The sequence below is a fragment of the Frankia sp. KB5 genome (assembly GCF_002099325.1).
Classification (GTDB): domain Bacteria; phylum Actinomycetota; class Actinomycetes; order Frankiales; family Frankiaceae; genus Frankia; species Frankia casuarinae.
Genome location: NZ_MRUJ01000022.1, coordinates 26,101 through 42,769, shown reverse-complemented (window position 1 = coordinate 42,769; position 16,669 = coordinate 26,101). Strand labels below are relative to the sequence as shown.

At 70.2% G+C, this 16,669-nt stretch carries 10 protein-coding genes and 1 pseudogene; 6 read left to right on the top strand and 5 right to left on the bottom strand.

Annotation, left to right across the window (positions count from 1 at the left end):
- Window positions 1-102: 102 nt before the first annotated feature.
- Window positions 103-1,677 carry an ATP-binding protein gene (locus KBI5_RS02620; RefSeq protein ID WP_043590672.1) on the top strand — a complete coding sequence of 525 codons (1,575 nt, stop codon included), beginning with the start codon at window positions 103-105 and terminating at the stop codon, window positions 1,675-1,677.
- Window positions 1,678-1,820: 143 nt separating this feature from the next.
- Here the strand turns inward: KBI5_RS02620 and KBI5_RS02615 are convergent, their stop codons facing one another.
- Window positions 1,821-3,968: a serine/threonine-protein kinase gene (locus KBI5_RS02615; protein WP_085014215.1), complete on the bottom strand. Its 2,148-nt coding sequence runs from the start codon at window positions 3,966-3,968 to the stop codon at window positions 1,821-1,823.
- A 489-nt stretch (window positions 3,969-4,457) separates the two neighbouring features.
- Window positions 4,458-5,165, bottom strand: a complete 708-nt coding sequence (locus KBI5_RS02610) for an IclR family transcriptional regulator C-terminal domain-containing protein (RefSeq protein WP_011437998.1) — start codon at window positions 5,163-5,165, stop codon at window positions 4,458-4,460.
- Between the two features lie 91 nt (window positions 5,166-5,256).
- On the opposite strand from KBI5_RS02610, the gene leuC reads away from it, so the two are divergent.
- From leuC to KBI5_RS02595, 3 genes are all read left to right on the top strand, one after another.
- Window positions 5,257-6,654 (top strand): 3-isopropylmalate dehydratase large subunit, encoded by a 1,398-nt coding sequence (leuC, locus tag KBI5_RS02605; protein ID WP_085014214.1) that lies wholly within the window; start codon window positions 5,257-5,259, stop codon window positions 6,652-6,654.
- 83 nt (window positions 6,655-6,737) lie between these two features.
- Complete coding sequence (gene leuD / locus KBI5_RS02600; protein WP_011437996.1) at window positions 6,738-7,325, top strand: 3-isopropylmalate dehydratase small subunit; 588 nt, start codon at window positions 6,738-6,740, stop codon at window positions 7,323-7,325.
- 517 nt (window positions 7,326-7,842) lie between these two features.
- Complete coding sequence (locus KBI5_RS02595; RefSeq protein ID WP_011437995.1) at window positions 7,843-8,127, top strand: HU family DNA-binding protein; 285 nt, start codon at window positions 7,843-7,845, stop codon at window positions 8,125-8,127.
- A gap of 21 nt (window positions 8,128-8,148) precedes the next feature.
- On the opposite strand, the gene KBI5_RS02590 is transcribed toward KBI5_RS02595, so the two are convergent.
- Window positions 8,149-10,350: an RNA degradosome polyphosphate kinase gene (locus tag KBI5_RS02590; protein ID WP_035731292.1), complete on the bottom strand. Its 2,202-nt coding sequence runs from the start codon at window positions 10,348-10,350 to the stop codon at window positions 8,149-8,151.
- 314 nt (window positions 10,351-10,664) lie between these two features.
- On the opposite strand from KBI5_RS02590, the gene KBI5_RS02585 reads away from it, so the two are divergent.
- Window positions 10,665-13,124, top strand: a complete 2,460-nt coding sequence (locus KBI5_RS02585) for an EAL domain-containing protein (RefSeq protein ID WP_085014213.1) — start codon at window positions 10,665-10,667, stop codon at window positions 13,122-13,124.
- Between the two features lie 35 nt (window positions 13,125-13,159).
- Here KBI5_RS02585 and cofC read toward each other — a convergent pair.
- Window positions 13,160-13,843 (bottom strand): annotated as a pseudogene (gene cofC, locus KBI5_RS02580) (2-phospho-L-lactate guanylyltransferase); the annotation flags it as partial.
- Window positions 13,844-14,172: 329 nt separating this feature from the next.
- Between cofC and KBI5_RS02570 the strand changes: the two are divergent.
- Complete coding sequence (locus KBI5_RS02570) at window positions 14,173-15,183, top strand: NAD(P)H-dependent glycerol-3-phosphate dehydrogenase (RefSeq protein ID WP_011437990.1); 1,011 nt, start codon at window positions 14,173-14,175, stop codon at window positions 15,181-15,183.
- 42 nt (window positions 15,184-15,225) lie between these two features.
- Here KBI5_RS02570 and murA read toward each other — a convergent pair whose 3' ends face one another.
- Entirely contained in the window at window positions 15,226-16,647 is a 1,422-nt protein-coding gene (gene murA / locus KBI5_RS02565; RefSeq protein ID WP_085014211.1) for a UDP-N-acetylglucosamine 1-carboxyvinyltransferase, read from the bottom strand.
- Window positions 16,648-16,669: the final 22 nt, after the last annotated feature.

Below are 16,669 nucleotides of genomic sequence, written 5' to 3'. Positions count from 1 at the left end.
AGGTGGTGCAGATGGCCTAGTCAAACCTGGGCACTGTCGCCATGCGACACCACCCTTGACAACCATGGTGCTCCAGCACCGGATCGGTACAAACTTGCGCGGATGTCCACCGTCAGTCCATCGACACCCGAACGCGCACGGCGTCGGCATGGTAGTGCGCATGTGGGGCGCGCCGCCCGCCATGCTGGTCGGCTGCGTCCGCCGGGATCGGCACCGGAGCAGGTGGACGTCCTGCCGGGAGTTGCCCGGCGCATCACCTCGCTGCTTCCCCAGGGCCGCGGTCTGCCCATCGAGGACTGGACAGCCCGTCACACGTTGATGTGCCTGGTGCTGGCGATGCACCCGCCGGTCATCGTCTGTTACGCGATCTGGCGCGACCTGAGCCTCGTGCACGGCTTTCTGGCGGCCAGTCTGCCGGCGCTGCTGTTCGCCTCCGCGGTGGTGCCCGGCCGCCGTCGGGTCCGTGCCCTGGCCGCCAGCCTCGGGCTGTTGTGCTGTTCGGTCGTCCTCGTCCATCTCTCGGGCGGCCTCACCCCGATGTACTTTCACTTCTTCGTGGTCGTCGCATTGATCGCGCTCTACGAGGAGTGGACCGTCTACCTGCTGGCGATCGCCTTCGTGTTCGTCGCCAATCTGGCGATCGGCAACATCATCTCGGCCGACGGGGAGTTGCTGGACAACGCCTGGCTGGTGGCCGGCCTGCACGCCGGCTTCATCTTCGCCCTTGCCTGCGCACAGATGGTCTTCTGGCACTACAACGAGCAGTCCCGCCGCCGGGTGGAGCACTACCGGCAGCAGCTCTACGAGGGTCAGCAGAGCCTGATGGCCCGGTTGGAGGAGACCGACAGGATCCGCAGCGACCTGGTTGCGACGGTGTCGCACGAGTTCCGCACGCCACTGACCGGTATCCGCGGAAACCTGCTGACCATCAAGCGCCGTCGCGACCGGCTCTCGGACACCCAGCTCGACGATCTGCTCGATGCGGCGGTGAACTACTCCGATCGCCTCTCCCGCCTGCTGGAGAACATGCTCACGGCCGCCACGGCCACCGGCACGGACGAGACCACCATCGCCGATCTGCCGGAGGTCGTCCGGCACGTGCTCGCCACGCTCTCGTACGCCGGGTCGCCAAGCAGCGTGACGGTGGATCTTCCGCCAGAGCTGCCGGTGCGGATGGCCCGGCAGGCCCTCATCCAGGTGGTCGCGAACCTCGTCGACAACGCGCTGGTGCACTCCTGGCCGGGAGCGCCGGTACGGCTCATCGCCGGCCGGGTGGGCGACGAGGTCGTCCTGCGCGTCCGCAATCCCGGGCCCGATCTCGACCCCGACACCATCCGCCAGCTCTTCGAACCGTTCACCCAGCGGGACAGCACGGCGACCCGCCCCACGGACGGGGCCGGCATGGGGCTCTATGTCGTGCGACGCCTCGTCGAGGTACACGGGGGACGGCTGCGGATGTCCTCGGAGAACGGCGAGATCATCGTCGAGGTGGACCTGTGGGCGGCGACCAGCCTGGCGGCGCTCGCGCCGGAGCCTGAGGCGGAACTGCCGGTTCCGATGCCCCTGCCGCGCAGTATCCGGGTTGACGAGGAGCCGGGTAAGCCACGGCTTACCGGCGGGCCACTCGCTGGTTCCCGGGACGACATCCGCTCGTTGCCCATGGACCGTTTCGGCTGAGCGGGGCGGGAAGACCGTTCCCCGCGCCGGGCTGATCCCCGCGCCGGGCTGATCCCCGCGCCGGGCTGATCCCCGTGCCGGGCTGATCCCCGTGCCGGGAAGGCGCCGGGACCTGCCCCGCCGGCGGCCCGATGGTCAGGCGTTCAGGTCCTGGCCGTCGATGTCGATGTCGATGTGGGGGTCGGGGCCGGGGCGGACGCTGGGGGCTTGGTGYAGGCCAGGGTCAACGTCACCGTCGTGGAATGGCGTGGACGCTGTCCGGTGGGGGAGTACGCCGACACCTTGCTGGTCTCGCTGTTGCTGCATGACCCGTTGACCGCGGTGGAGGTGAAACCGGCGAGGGTGAGCTGCCACTTGGCGTCCGACTCGGTCATTCCGATGACGCCGGGTACCTGCGCGCAATCCTCAACCTGCAGGTTAATCGTGGCTGTTTTGGCAATCTTCCCCGACTTCGGGGACTGGTGCGCGACGGTGTCGACCGCACCGGCGCCGTAGCACCCGAAGGCCTTACTGAGGTTCGTGAAGCCCGCCGATTTCAGGGTGTTCTCCGCCGTGGTGAACGAGCTGCCCTCGGTGTTGGGAACGGTCGCCGTGCCGTCGTCGGTGGGTGACGGGGACGGGCTGCTCCGCGCCGTCGGGCTGTTCGTCGGCGTGGCCCCCGTGGGGCTGGCCGCAGGCGCCGTGCCGGCGCCGGGAGAGGGAGATCCCTTCGCGCTGGGCCGCGGGGTCGCCCCGCCCCCGGAGAGGCTCGTCGGGTTGACCCCAACGGCCACGCCCGGAGCGGCTCCGCTGGTTCCGAAGCCGGAACCGCCCGAGGCCGCCGCAGCGGACACCCCGCCGGGACCGTCCGCGCTCAGTTCCGCGCCGGTGCCCCCGCTGGAGGCGAGCGCCCAGCCGCCGGCACCGGCGACGAGGGCGACGACAAGGCCCGCACCCGCCGCGATCCGGCTACGCCGCCGCCGGTCGGCAGCCGCCCGCGAGGCGGCCGCGGCCCCACCGATCGGGGGGCCGGGTTGGTGGTTCGCCGGGATCGCCGACATGACTGTGTTCGTGTCCGCGGCCGGGGCGTCGGAGCGGGCCGGGACCCGCAGCGCCGGCTGCATGCCGGTCGGGGCGTCACCGTCCCACCCTCCCCGGCCGCCGGTGGCCGGGGCCATCCGGGTGCGCTCGACGCCGCCCTCCCGTCCACCGGCCTGCGTGCCACCGGCCTGCGTGGTGGTGGTCAGCGGACTGCCCGCGATCTGCGTGTGCTCCAGGTCGGACCAGGCGGCTGCGCCGACCGCGCCGCCCGCCCCGACCACGCATCCCGCGCCCCCCGCCGCGGCCACGGCGGCGGAGCGCACCACGCGCTGCGTTCCCGTGGCGGGGGAATGATCCGCGCTTCGGGCCGCGGACGCGCCGGCGAGTGCGGAGAGCTGGATTCGGTTGTCATGCTCGGCATGGCTGCCTGGCCTGGACGCGTAGCCGCCCCCCCAACGGCTGGCCTCGAGCGCCTCGACCAGGTCCTCGGCCGCGTCGGCGGCGCTCACGGGCCGCCCCCTCGGGGACTTGGCGAGCATTCCGGCCAGCACACCCCACACCGGCGCCGGCACACCCTGGATGGGCTGGGGCTGTTTTTCGCGGTGCGCCYGCAGGAGCTCGGCCGGGTTGGGGGAGTCGAACGGCGGCGAACCCGCGAGAAGCTCGTACAGCACGACTCCCGCCGAGTACACGTCCGCTGCCGGGGTGGGTGGCGCGCCCGTGCTCAGCTCGGGAGCCATGTAGAGCGGGGTCCCGATCGGCCCGGTGACGCTGGTCCGGGACGAACCATTGATCATCTGGGCGATCCCGAAGTCGGTCAGGCGCACGATCGGATGAGCCGGATCGGAAGTGTCGATGAGTATGTTCTCGGGTTTGACGTCCCGGTGGACGACGCCGGCGGCGTGCACGCTGTCGAGCGCCCACAGGGTGCCGACGACGAGCCGGACCGCCTCCTCCACCGGTCGAGGCCCGAACTCGCGCAGATGGGTCCGCAGGTCGGGACCGTCAACCAGATCCATGACTATGGCGAGCACGTCGGGTTCGTTCACCAGATCGCGTACGGCGACGAGATCCGGGCTGTCGAGGTCGATCAGAAGGTCCCATTCACGCAGGAAGCGCTCCACGATCTCGGGATCGTCGGCGAGCTCGGGGCGCARCACCTTGATGGCCACGGGAGCACCGTCCGAGACGGCGGCGCCCCGCCAGACCTGGCCGGTCGTACCCTGCCCGAGTATCTCGTGCAGCACGTACCGCGAACCCAGTTTGCGCACCGCGCGTTGTCCCCTTCTTTGGCGCCGCCCGGGGCGGCCGAACCTACGACGGCGCCGCTGCGGGCGGCGGCGGCCCGTGGGCGGAGCCCGCAGCGTCATCCGGACGAGCGCACCAGTGCGCGGGCGAGCTGTATCGCTTGCACTAGATGCCAATACCCGCATGGGTCATCCGGCCTACTGTTCCGATCATCCGAGACGGACGACTCGAACAGGCTACGACGTAGGGCGGCGAAGCCGCGCGGCGGGGGATACCCCTGCGCGGTGGAGCCGCCGCCCGCCACCGGCAGATGTAGCCCGGGCAGTCGCGGGCGTGGGGTCCGAATGGGGGATTCAAAATGGCGAATGGCAAGAACGGCCGACGAAAAGGTCCGGTCGCGTGTTTTGTGGCCGGGGAAAAGTTGCGGTGGTCCACCGGTTGGTGGCCGACGTCCGGTGGCCGGCGGTTGGTGGCGGGTGGATGCAGGCGAGTGGATATAGACGAGTGGTGTGTCAGCCGACGGCCGGTGTCGAGAGCCGGGCCGCCGCGGCGAGGACCGCCGCGCGGTGCCGGCGCCCCGGCGACCGGGTGAGCCGCTCCACCGGTCCCGACAGGGACACTGCCGCGATCACCGTTCCCGTGCCATCGTGCACCGGGGCGGACACGGACGCCAACCCCCTCTCGCGTTCCCCGATGCTCTCCGCCCAGCCACGATCGCGCACCCGGCGGAGGACAGCTTCGTCGAACAGGGCTCCGGCGAGCAGTTCCGGCTCGGGATGCGCCGCGAAGGCGAGGAGGACCTGAGCACCGGACCCCGCGGTCATCGGGAGTGCGGCGCCGACGGGCACGGTGTCGCGCAGGCCGCTGGCGCGTTCGGAGGCGGCGACGCAGTGGCGCAGGGCCCCGCGCCGCACATAGAGCTGGGCACTTTCTCCGGTCACCTCACGAAGCTCGGCGAGAACCCGGCCGGCCCGATCCAGCAGGTCCCACGGCAAGGGGGTCGGGGTCCCCGCGGCGAGCCGCGGCCCGGAGACGAAGCGGCCGTCGGCGGTCCGGCCGAGCAGGCGGTGGACCTCGAGAGCCTGTGCCAGCCGATGCGCCGTCGCGCGGGTGAGCCCGGTTCGGGCCACCAGATCAGCCAGTGACGCCGGTCCCGCCTCGACGGCGGTCAGCACGAGGGCTGCTTTGTCCAGGACTCCGACTCCGCTAAGCTGTTTCACACATTGATACTGTCATCCCACATCATGAGACAACAAGCTGTGGGAGAGGGAAACTCATCACCACGCCAGAAGAGGGGAGAATGGGTTGCCCATGGGGCGCACACTTGCGGAAAAGGTCTGGGACGCCCACGTGGTGCGGCGCRCCGACGGTGAACCGGATCTGCTGTACATCGATCTGCACCTGGTTCACGAGGTCACCTCGCCGCAGGCGTTCGAGGCCCTGCGGCTGGCCGGGCGGCCCGTGCGGCGTCCGGAGCTGACCCTCGCTACCGAGGATCACAACGTCCCCACCACCGACACGCTGGCGCCGATCGCCGATCCGATCTCGGCGGCCCAGGTGGAGGCGCTGCGGAAGAACTGCGCCGAGTTCGGCGTGCGGCTGTACCCGATGAACGACCCGGGCCAGGGCATCGTGCACGTCGTCGGCCCCCAGCTCGGGCTGTCCCAGCCCGGCATGACGATCGTCTGCGGTGACAGCCACACCTCCACCCATGGCGCGTTCGGGGCGCTGGCCTTCGGGATCGGCACCAGCCAGGTCGAGCACGTCCTCGCGACCCAGACGCTGCCGCAGCGCAGGCCGAAGACGATGGCGATCACCGTGGCGGGCGACCTGCCCGTCGGGGTCAGCGCGAAGGATCTCATCCTGGCGATCATTGCGCGGATCGGTACCGGCGGTGGTGCCGGCCACGTCATCGAGTACCGCGGTGCGGCGATCCGGGCCCTGTCGATGGAGGGCCGGATGACGGTCTGCAACATGTCCATCGAGGCCGGCGCGCGCGCCGGGATGATTGCGCCCGACGACGTCACGTTCGAGTATCTCGCCGGGCGGCCGCGTGTCGCCACCGGTGCTGCCTGGGAGGAAGCGGTGGCCTACTGGCGCACCCTCGCCTCCGACTCCGACGCGGTCTTCGACCGGGAGGTCGTGATCGATGCCGCGAGCCTCACGCCCTACGTCACCTGGGGAACCAACCCGGGCCAGGCCGCACCGCTCGGATCGCTGGTTCCCGCGCCCGCCGACTACCCGGACGCGGCCGCGCGGGCCTCGGTCGAACGAGCGCTGACCTACATGGGCCTCACCCCCGGCACCCCGTTGTCCGACGTCACCGTCGACACGGTGTTCATCGGATCGTGCACCAACGGGCGCCTGAGTGACCTGCGCGCCGCCGCCGACGTGCTGCGCGGCCGGCGGGTGAGCGAGGGGGTCCGGGTCCTGATCGTTCCCGGCTCCATGGCGGTGAAGGCGCAGGCCGAGGCGGAGGGGCTCGACGAGGTCTTCCGAGCGGCGGGAGCGCAGTGGCGCAGCGCCGGCTGTTCGATGTGCCTCGGCATGAACCCCGACACGCTTCGGCCCGGCGAGCGCAGTGCCTCGACGTCGAACCGCAACTTCGAGGGCCGGCAGGGGCCGGGTGGGCGCACCCATCTCGTCTCGCCCGCGGTCGCCGCGGCCACCGCCGTGACCGGTCGGCTGACCGCTCCGGCGGATCTGTAGCGCGCCCGGCGTGGATCGTCGGTCCACGCACGACGGCGACCGTCGTTCATCCACGACTTCTTTGAGAGGGGAGCGTTTCCGCGATGGAGGCGTTCACGATTCACACCGGGCGCGCGGTGCCGCTGCGCCGCAGCGACGTCGACACCGATCAGATCATTCCAAGTGAGTGGCTCAAGCGGATCGAGCGGACGGGATTTGGCGCCGGCCTGTTCGCGCAGTGGCGCGCCGACGACGGCTTCGTGCTGAACGAACCAGCGTACGCCGCGGCGTCGATCCTGCTGGCCGGCTCGGACTTCGGCACCGGTTCCTCGCGGGAGCACGCCGTCTGGGCGCTGCAGGACTACGGGTTCCGTGCCGTGCTCTCGCCCCGGTTCGCGGACATCTTCCGCGGCAACGCCCTCGGCAACGGCCTGTTGCCGGTGCAGCTGTCGGCTGAGACGGTCGAGGCACTCACGTCCGCGGTCGAGGCCGATCCCACGATCGAGATCACTGTCGATCTCGTCGCGCGCGAGGTCCGGGGCGCGGGGCTGGTGGCCACCTTCGACCTCGACGACTTCACCCGCTGGCGGTTGATGGAGGGGCTCGACGACGTCGGGCTGACCCTTCGCCACGAAGATATGATCACCTCTTTCGAGGCCGGTCGGCCCGCCTGGTCGCCGACCACCGCCTAACGCCCGGGGCTGTCACCCGGCCACCGGCGTCCGGGTGCGCCGGTTCCCGAGCACCGCACCATCCGCGGGGACGGAGTCGGATCCGCTCTCGGTCGGGGGTTCACGGTGGTGCGTGTCGGATCTCACATTCAGGAAGGTGGGATGGGTGGCGGGTGCGCCGGGGGGGCGTTCCCCATCTCTGTGGGGATGAAGCGACTGTCGCGGCCGGCTTCCGGGTAGCTACCCATCGGAGTGGCATCAGCGATGTCGGGGGCATCCGGCTACCAAAGGGTGACATTGCGCCCAAACCAGAAGGCAATTCTCGCTACTGAACGTAATTAATCTGYCGAACGGGCTATGTCGCCCGGACCCTACGCATCCCGTCGCCCACCGGAGCGAACCCGTTGACGTGCGGGTTTGTGTGACGCGACACGCTCACGGGAATTGCCCTCGACAGTGGAGATGCCTACGGTGCAGCGCAGTGTGATGCCCGATCTGCTCCCCACCCCGCGCCCGCGGGGGGCGTCCGGAGGTTGTTGTGAACAAGTCCCAGTTGGTTGACCGCATCGCCCAGCAGATCGAGGGCGGGCGGTCGAACGCCACCAAGGCCGTCGACGCGGTGTTYGACGCCATTCAGGAGGCCGTCGCGAGCGGAGAGAAGGTGACCATCACCGGCTTCGGCGTGTTCGAGCGGGTGGAACGGGCCGCCCGCACAGGTCGTAACCCGGCGACGGGTGAGCCCGTGCACGTCGCTGCCTCGGTCGTGCCGAAGTTCCGGCCCGGCTCCGAGTTCAAGTCGAGCGTCTCGGCGAGCAACGACTGACCATCGGTGCGGGCGCCGGGCTTACCGGTGCCCGCGCCGCATGGCGTCGGCCATCAGGTCGTGCTGGTAGTCCGACAGGCGAACGTCGTCCGGCCCGGTCGTGCGTCGTTCCCAGCGGCCGTCGGACTGCAGCACCCAGGCGGACACCTCGTCGGAGAACGCATGGTCGAGCATCTGCCGCAGGGTGTCTCGCCGGTCCGGGTGCGGGACGCGCACGAGTGCCTCGATACGGCGGTCGAGATTGCGGTGCATCATGTCCGCGCTGCCGATCCAGAACTCGCCAGACGAGGTGAACTCGAGGACCCGGCTGTGCTCCAGGAACCGCCCCAGGATCGAGCGCACGTGGACCGTCTCCGACAGGCCCGGCACTCCGGGACGTAGGGCGCAGATCCCGCGGACCAGGCAGTGCACGGGTACCCCGGCGATGGAGGCGTGATACAGCGCGTCGATCACCTGTTCGTCGACAAGGCTGTTGACCTTGATGCGGATCCCGGACTCCCCGCCCCCCCGGGCAGCCTGGGCCTCGGCTTCGATCCGCTGCAGGATGCCGTCCCGCATGTGCTGCGGGGCGACCAACAGCGAGCGGTACTCCGTCTGTCGGCTGTAGCCGGTGAGGACGTTGAACAGGTCGGTGAGATCCGCGCCCACGCCCGGGTCGGCGGTCAGCAGCCCGAGGTCCTCGTAGAGCCGAGCGGTCTTGGGGTTGTAGTTGCCGGTACCCACATGGCAGTAGCGGCGCAGGCCGCCGCGTTCCTGGCGTACCACGAGGCAGGTCTTGCAGTGGGTCTTCAGGCCGATGAGACCGTAGACCACGTGGCAGCCGGCCCGTTCCAGCTCGCGGGCCCAGCGGATGTTGGCGCTCTCGTCGAACCGGGCCTTGATCTCGACGAGGACGACGACCTGCTTTCCCGCCTCGGCCGCGCCGATGAGGGCATCCACGATGGGGGAGTCCCCGGACGTGCGATAGAGCGTCTGCTTGATGGCGAGAACATGCGGATCGGCCGCCGCCTGCTCGATGAACCGCTGAACGGACGTGGTGAACGAGTCGTACGGGTGGTGGACGAGGATGTCGCCCTCCCGGAGCACGCTGAAGAAGTCCGGTGTCTCGCCGTCATCGGTCGTCAGCCGCCGATGTGTGATCGGGACCCGCGGCGTATCTTTCAGCTCCGGGCGGTCGAGGTCGTAGAGAGCCCACAGGGTCGACAGGTCGAGCAGGCCGGCGACCCGATGTACCTCGCGCTCGGTGATCTCCAGCTCCCGCATCAGCAGGGTGAGCAGATCATCATCGATGTCGGCGTCCACTTCCAGGCGGACGGCGGGACCGAACCGGCGCCGGGCGAGCTCGCGCTCCAGAGCCTGGAGCAGATCCTCCGCCTCGTCCTCCTCGACTTCGAGGTCGGCGTTGCGGGTGACCCGGAACAGATGGGAGTCGATCACTTCCATGCCCGGGAACAGCTGGGAGAGATGGGCAGCGATCACTTCCTCCAGCGGGACGAAGCATGCGCTCGCCTGGGGGGCCAGACCCCCCGGGACACCGGCCGTGTCGGTAGGCTCCACCGCTACGGGGACCAGCCGAGGAACGTTCTGGGGCACCTTCACCCGGGCGAAGCGGTCGACCTCCCCGCCCGGGTCACGGACCTGGACGGCCAGATTGAGCGACAGCCCGCTGATGTAGGGGAAGGGGTGCGCCGGATCGACGGCGAGGGGAGTGAGCACCGGGAAGATCTGTTCGTGGAAGTAGTGGTGCAGCTGATCACGCTGGGTCTCGGTCAGCTGGGGCCAGAACCGGATGCTGATCCCGGCATGGGCCAGCGACGGCCCCACCTCGTCGGTGAAGCATCGCGAATGCCGCCGGGTGACCTCGGCCGTCATCGTGCTGATGAGATCGAGTTGTTCCCGGGCGGTCAGCCCGTCGGCGGAGCGGACGGCCAGTCCCGTCGCCTCGCGTCGCATCAGCCCCGCGACCCGGACCATGTAGAACTCGTCCAGGTTGCTGGCGAAGATCGCTAGGAACTTCGCGCGCTCCAGCAGGGGCGTGGACACGTCCTCGGCGAGCGCGAGGACCCGGGCGTTGAAGTCGAGCCAGGACGCCTCCCGGTTGATGAAGCGGCCGGCGGGCAGGTCGGACGGCGCCGGCTGACGCGGCGCCTCCAGGGGCTCGAGCAGGCCACTGCGGGCCTTGCGCTGAGGCTGTTCAGGACGGGTCGCCATCAGCTCGCTCATGCCTGTAGATGGTGCCAGTCCCCGATGGACTCGGCAGCATCGATGTGGCATCTCTGGCAGCGGGGGCCGGGCGGGACCCGCATCGCCGGTCTGACCCCGATCCGGACACTGGCAGAGACCGCGCGGCACGCGAAGTATTCGCCTACTCTTTGTGATATAGCGATCACGCGCTACGGTGCCGAGAAGCGCCGTCGCGCTCGTTTGTACCTTATCGTGATGTAGCGGGCCGTTTCCGTGGTCCGGTCGGATCCCTCTGCCCCAGGCGGCCGACTGCCCCAGGCGGCCAGCACAGGGGGAGGAGGGCGGGACGAGGGATGCTCGTCGACGCCGCCGCGATCGCCGCGGGCCTGACCGCGACACTGAGTTGTGCCCGGGCCGGTCGCCGTCTCGGTCGAGTACGGGGCCGCTGGTTGGTGTGGCTGTCCTTCGCGCTGGCGACCTGGACGGTTGGACAGGCCGGATGGATGCTGCACCGCTGGGACGGGGCATCGGTCGGAGGGCGGACGGCGACGGATGCCGGGTATCTCACCGACGCCGGCCAACTCGCCATGCCGGTCCTCGCACTCGCCGCCTTCGCGGCTGTTCCCGCGGGTCGGGCGCGTCGATCACGACCGCGCGCGGGCGTGCTGGCGCCGGCAGGGATGGCCGGCCTCGCCGGGGGCACCCACCGCTGGCCGCCGAGTTCCTCGCGGCTCACCCGCGTCGCCGGGGCGGGCGGCGAGGGGGTGGCCGCCGCCTACCCGCGCGCCAGTCCGGCCACCGCGTTCGACGAGGTCATACTCGGCAACTCCCTGTTCCTGCTCGCCTGGTCCGGGGTGCTCGCCGGGATCGACGAAGTGGACTCCTCCCGCCCGCCGCAGCCGGTGGAGCATCTCCTCGCGGTTGCGCATCCGATCGTCGTGCTGCTATTGATCATCGCATTCCTGCACGTGGCAGGCTTCCGGCAACCGGTGGACCTGCCCGCCGTCGCGATCGCCGGAACCGGACTGGTGTGCCTCGCGGTCGCCGGCGTATGGATCGTTCAGCTCGACGGCAGGGATCCCACGATGACGGGTTCCTGCTCGGTCGCCGGTGCCCTGTTGATCGTCCTTGCGGCATCGCGTGCCGGCCGGGGGGACGGCCGGGAGAACGGCTGGGAGGACGGCCGCCGGTCTCGCCGGTGGCCCGTTCACGGCGAACTGCTCGGATGGCTGTGGCCGGCGGTCCCCTATGTCGCCGCGGCCGTGGTCGCGGCGCTTCTGCTGGGGCGGGCCCACGGCGGAGTCATTCTCGATCCGGTCGAGATTATCGGGGGTGYGACGCTCGTCCTCACCGTCCTCGTCCGGCAGCTGACGACCCTGCGGGTGAGTCAGCGGTTGGCGAGCCGGGTCGGCGAGGCCGAGCACGAGGTGCGGCACTGGACATCCCATGACCCGTTGACCGAGCTGGCCAACCGCACCCTGTTCCACCAGCGGCTCACCGACGCCCTCGCCGCGAGCCGCCACGACGGCCGTGACGTGGCCGTCCTGTACTGCGACCTCGACGACTTCCGGGTCGTCAACGACAGCCTCGGGCACGCCGCAGGTGATCATCTGCTGCGCGCGGTCGGGCAACGGCTACGACACTGCGTAGGCACGTCGGACACCGTGGCGAGGCTCGGCTCCGACGAGTTCGCCGTGCTGTTGGACGGTGGGCGGGAACTGCCCGAGACCGTCGCCGAACGGGTCCTGGCCGCGCTGCGCCAGCCGGCGCAGGCCGCCGGTCACCTCTGGCCGGTCCGCGGGAGTGTGGGGCTGGTCGTCGCGTGCCGGACCCAGGAGACCACCGAGGCGCTGCTCCGGCGGGCCGACACGGCCGTCCACACGGCAAAACGAACGGGAAAGAACCGTCTGGTGGTCTACCGGCCCGGACTGTGCCCGCCCAGCGCCGGCACGCACCTCGCCGACGCCTTGGCCACCGCCCTGCGCAGGGGAGGACGGTCGGCCGGCTTCGACGTGCACTACCAGCCCATCGTGCGGCTGCGCGATCGCAGTCCGGTCGCCCTGGAGGCCCTCGCCCGATGGACGGAGCCGGGGCGTGGACCGGTGCCACCGGGCACCTTTGTCGCGGCCGCGGAGGACGGCGGCATCGTCGGCGCCCTCGACGACATGGTCCTCACCCAGGCCTGCGCGGAGGTCGCCGTGGCGTACCCGGCCTCGGCACTGCGGCTGCACGTGAACGTCTCAGCCAGCAGGATCGCCGACACCACGCTGCTCGACAGCGTCGCCCAGGCGCTGGCGGCCAGTCGGTTCGACCCGGGCAGGCTGGTGGTCGAGATCACCGAAACGAGCCGGATTGACGATCTGCGCGGCGCACGCGAGGTGTTGAACGAGGTTCGTGCGCTGGGGGTGGCGGTCGCGCTCGACGATGTCGGTGCCGGCCACAGCACATTGGCCGCCCTCCATCAACTGCCGGTGGACGTCGTGAAGCTCGATCGGACGCTGCTCGAACCACCGCCCAGGGACGGACACCGGGTGGCGACGATGCGTCGATCGATGATCAGTCTCGCGCACGCCCTCGGTGCCGTCGTCGTGGCCGAGGGCATCGAGCGGGAAGGACAGATCGCCGAGCTCGAGGAGCTGGGTTGCGAGCTGGGTCAGGGATACTTCTTCGCCCGACCTGGTCCGCTCGCGTCGCTCACGATCCGGCGCTGGGTTCCGCCTACGATCCCCGGTGGTACGGACAGCCCTGACTCCGCCGAGGTGCCCGATTCGCCGCCGGATCCGCCGGRGTCCTCCGCCACGAGCGGGGAGTGATACCCGGCGGTCAGCGCCGCCCTGGTGGCCCGGCCTACCCCCAGGTCCCGGGCCTGCGCCAGATCCGCCAGCGTGTCGACGTCACGTCGCAGTCCCGGTACCGAGCCACCGAGGGTTCCCGTCAGATCCACCGCTCCGGAGCGACGGTGCGTGGCGTGACTGTGTGGTCCGAATGCGGGCTGCAGGGTGGCGCCGGCCGACGCGGTCAGCAGAACGGTTCCCGTTCCGGTCGCGTCGGCGAGAACCGCTCGACGGTGCTGGCTCGCCTCGGACAGCGCCTGATGCAGCTCGGGGGGGCGCAGCGCGGGAAGGTCGGCGGAGAGGGCAGCCACCGCACGGGTGGGCCAGCGGGCCGAGGCCAGCGCGGCGCCGTGCACCAGAGCGGGATTGAGACCTCGGTCGGGTTCGTCCGGAATCACGACGAGCCGAGCACTCCTCGCAGCCGGGGAAAGATTCGGTTGATCTGCGCCAATATAGTGGGAATTGAGGAGAGTCGACAGGGCGTGGTCGGCCGTCCGATCGTTCGTTACGATCATCACGGCGCCGACCAGATCGGTCTCGGACTCAAGTACCGCCATCACCGTGTCCAAGGCCATCGCAAGGGCCAGCCGGCTCCGGTCGGGGCGGTCCAGCCGGGTCTTCGCCCGGGTGAGGTTCTTCAGCGGCAGCACGACCGTCCAGGACACTCCGTTTCGTGGGAGCCACACGAAGGCGACCATAGGCCATGCCGACCCCGCGGTGCGCCGGGTCCTGCGTGCGCGGGCTGAACGCCGGAGCCGTGGCGCGTCCCCGGCATGCGGCGCATCCTGCGTGGTACCCGCCAGATCGGCGTCTACGGTCAGAGTGAGGACGCGGCGGACGCGGCGCGATGCGAGGTGTCCAGCCGGCCGGGCGTCGATACCARGCACGCGATCCATCCGGAGGGCACAATTATTGTCGATTCCCGCCACAAGGTAGAAAACGCCTCGATCGGTGGCGCCTTCCTCGTACCCATCGTCGGGGTCGCGATCACTCCCCCCGCTCGGCCGGACGTTTCCTGGGGAACCAGGTGAGACGGGCCGCGGTGCTTACGGCCGGGTCCTGGGGAAGTGTGTTCGCGAAGGTCCTCGCGGATGCCGGAGCACGGGTCAACCTGGTCGCCCGTGACCCTGAGATCGTCCGGGCGGTCAACACCCGCCAGGTCAATCCGCGCTATCTGCCGGCGATCCAGCTGCCGGACCGGGTGCGCGCGATGTCCGACGCGGGGGAGGCGCTGGCCGGCGCGGAGTTCGTGGTGCTGGCCGTACCGTCTCAGGCGCTGCGCTCCGTCCTCGCCGGATGGGCGCCCCTGATTGGGCCCGACGCCGTCTACGTCAGCCTGATGAAGGGGGTGGAGGTGGGCAGCCAGTTGCGGATGAGCGAGGTCATCACGCAGGTCACAGGCGTGTCGCCGGACCGGATCGCGGTGGTGAGCGGTCCGAATCTGGCGCCCGAGATCGCCGCCGAGCAGCCGGCGGCGACTGTGGTCGCCAGTACCTCGACGAGCACGGCGGAGGCCGTCCAGGCGGCGTGCTGGACGCCCTATTTCCGCCCCTACACCAACACCGACGTGATCGGCTGCGAGCTGGGCGGAGCGATCAAGAACGTCATCGCACTGGCTGCCGGCATGCTGGAGGGAATGGGCTTCGGCACCAACAGCCTCGCCTCGTTGATGACGCGCGGCCTGGCCGAGACCCTCCGACTCGGGGTCGCGCTGGGTGCCGATCCGATGACATTCGCGGGACTGGCGGGACTGGGGGATCTCGTGGCGACCTGCGGCTCCCCGCTCTCGCGCAACCGCACCTTCGGCGAGAAACTCGGGCGTGGCCTCACGCTCGCGCAGGTGGAGGCCGAACAGCAGCAGGTCGCCGAGGGGGTGCGCTCCTGCCGCCCCCTGCTCGCCATGGCCGATGACCTGGGCGTCGCCATGCCGATCACCCGCCAGGTCGAACGGGTCCTCTATGAGGGTCTTCCCCCGATGGAGGCCGTCAAGGATCTGATGAGTCGGGAGCCGGGCCCGGAGTACCGGCTCCGTCCCTGACCTGCGTGTCCCTGACCTGCATGCGCCTGGCCTGCACGCGCCTCACCTGCATGCGCCTGGCCCGGCAGCACCGTCGTTCCGGTCAGGTCGGGGCGTGGTCGGTGCCGGGGGCGAACCCACGGCCTGCGTGTCAATGAACGCTCCGATCGAGCGCAGCTTACCCACCGGGTCCTCGTAACCGCGTTCGAGGAAACGGGTCCCGCGGATGATGCTGGTGCCGTCGGCCACCAGCGCGGCCAGCACGTAGGCAAAGCCGGCGCGCAGGTCGGGGATCGCCAGATCACCGCCGGTGAGGGAGGTCGGCCCGCTCACGACCGCCGAATGCTCGAAGTCCCGGGACGCGAACCGGCAGGCCTTCCCACCGAGGCACAGGGTCGACAGGGCGATGTCGGCGCCCATCTCGGCCAGTTGTCTGGTGTATCCGAAYCGGTCCTCGTAGATCGTCTCGTGGATCACGGAGGCACCCTTGGCCTGGGTGAGCAGGACGACCAGGGGCTGCTGCCAGTCGGTCATGAACCCGGGGTGTACGTCGGTCTGCACATGTGACGCGGTCAACGGCTGGGCCCGGAAGAAGGTCATGCCCCGCGGGGTGACCTCGAACTCGCCACCGAGCCGGCGGAGGTGGTTGAGGAAGGTCGCCAGATGTTCCTGGCGGGCACCGACCACCTCCACCCTGCCGTTGGTGGCCACCGCGGCCGAGGCGAAGGACGCGGCTTCGATGCGGTCGTGGATCGGGGCATGGGTGGCTCCCCGCAGTGCGTCGACCCCCTGCACCACGATCGTGCGGTCGACTTCCACGTCGACGAGGGCGCCCATCTGCTGCAGGAACATGATGAGGTCGATGACCTCCGGTTCCACCGCCGCATTCGAGATGACGGTCGTACCCTGCGCCCGGACCGCGGCCAGGAGCAGGTTCTCGGTCGCGCCGACACTCGGGAACGGCAGCGCGACATGGGTGYCGTGCAGACCCAGCGTCTTGACCTGGACGGAACGCAGCTGCTCGACGATCTCCGCACCCATGGCACGCAGGCCGGCGAGGTGGAAGTCGACGGGACGCTTGCCGATCCGGCAACCGCCGGGCAGCGGGATCACGGCTTCGCCGACGCGGTGCAGGAGCGGGCCCATCATCAGGATCGGTATCCGGTTGACCCCGGAGTAGGCCTCGGACAGCGACGCGTCGATGATCTTTTCGGTGGCGAGTCGCACAGTGTGCTCGTCCAGCCACTCCACCTGGGTGCCGAGTTCGGCGAGYATGCCCAGGACCACGTCGACCTCGGCGATCCGAGGCACCCGGGTCAGGGTGCACGGCTCTGGCGTGAGGAGGGTGGCGACGAGCAGCTTGGTGACCGAGTTCTTGGCCCCGGACGCTTCGACCGAGCCGGTGAGCGGAGCGCCGCCGACGATGCGATACCACCGTCGGTCCGTGCTGGTGGATGGTACCACTCCCGAGCTGTGCGCCCCCACGGGCTACCTCCACGGTGATGAT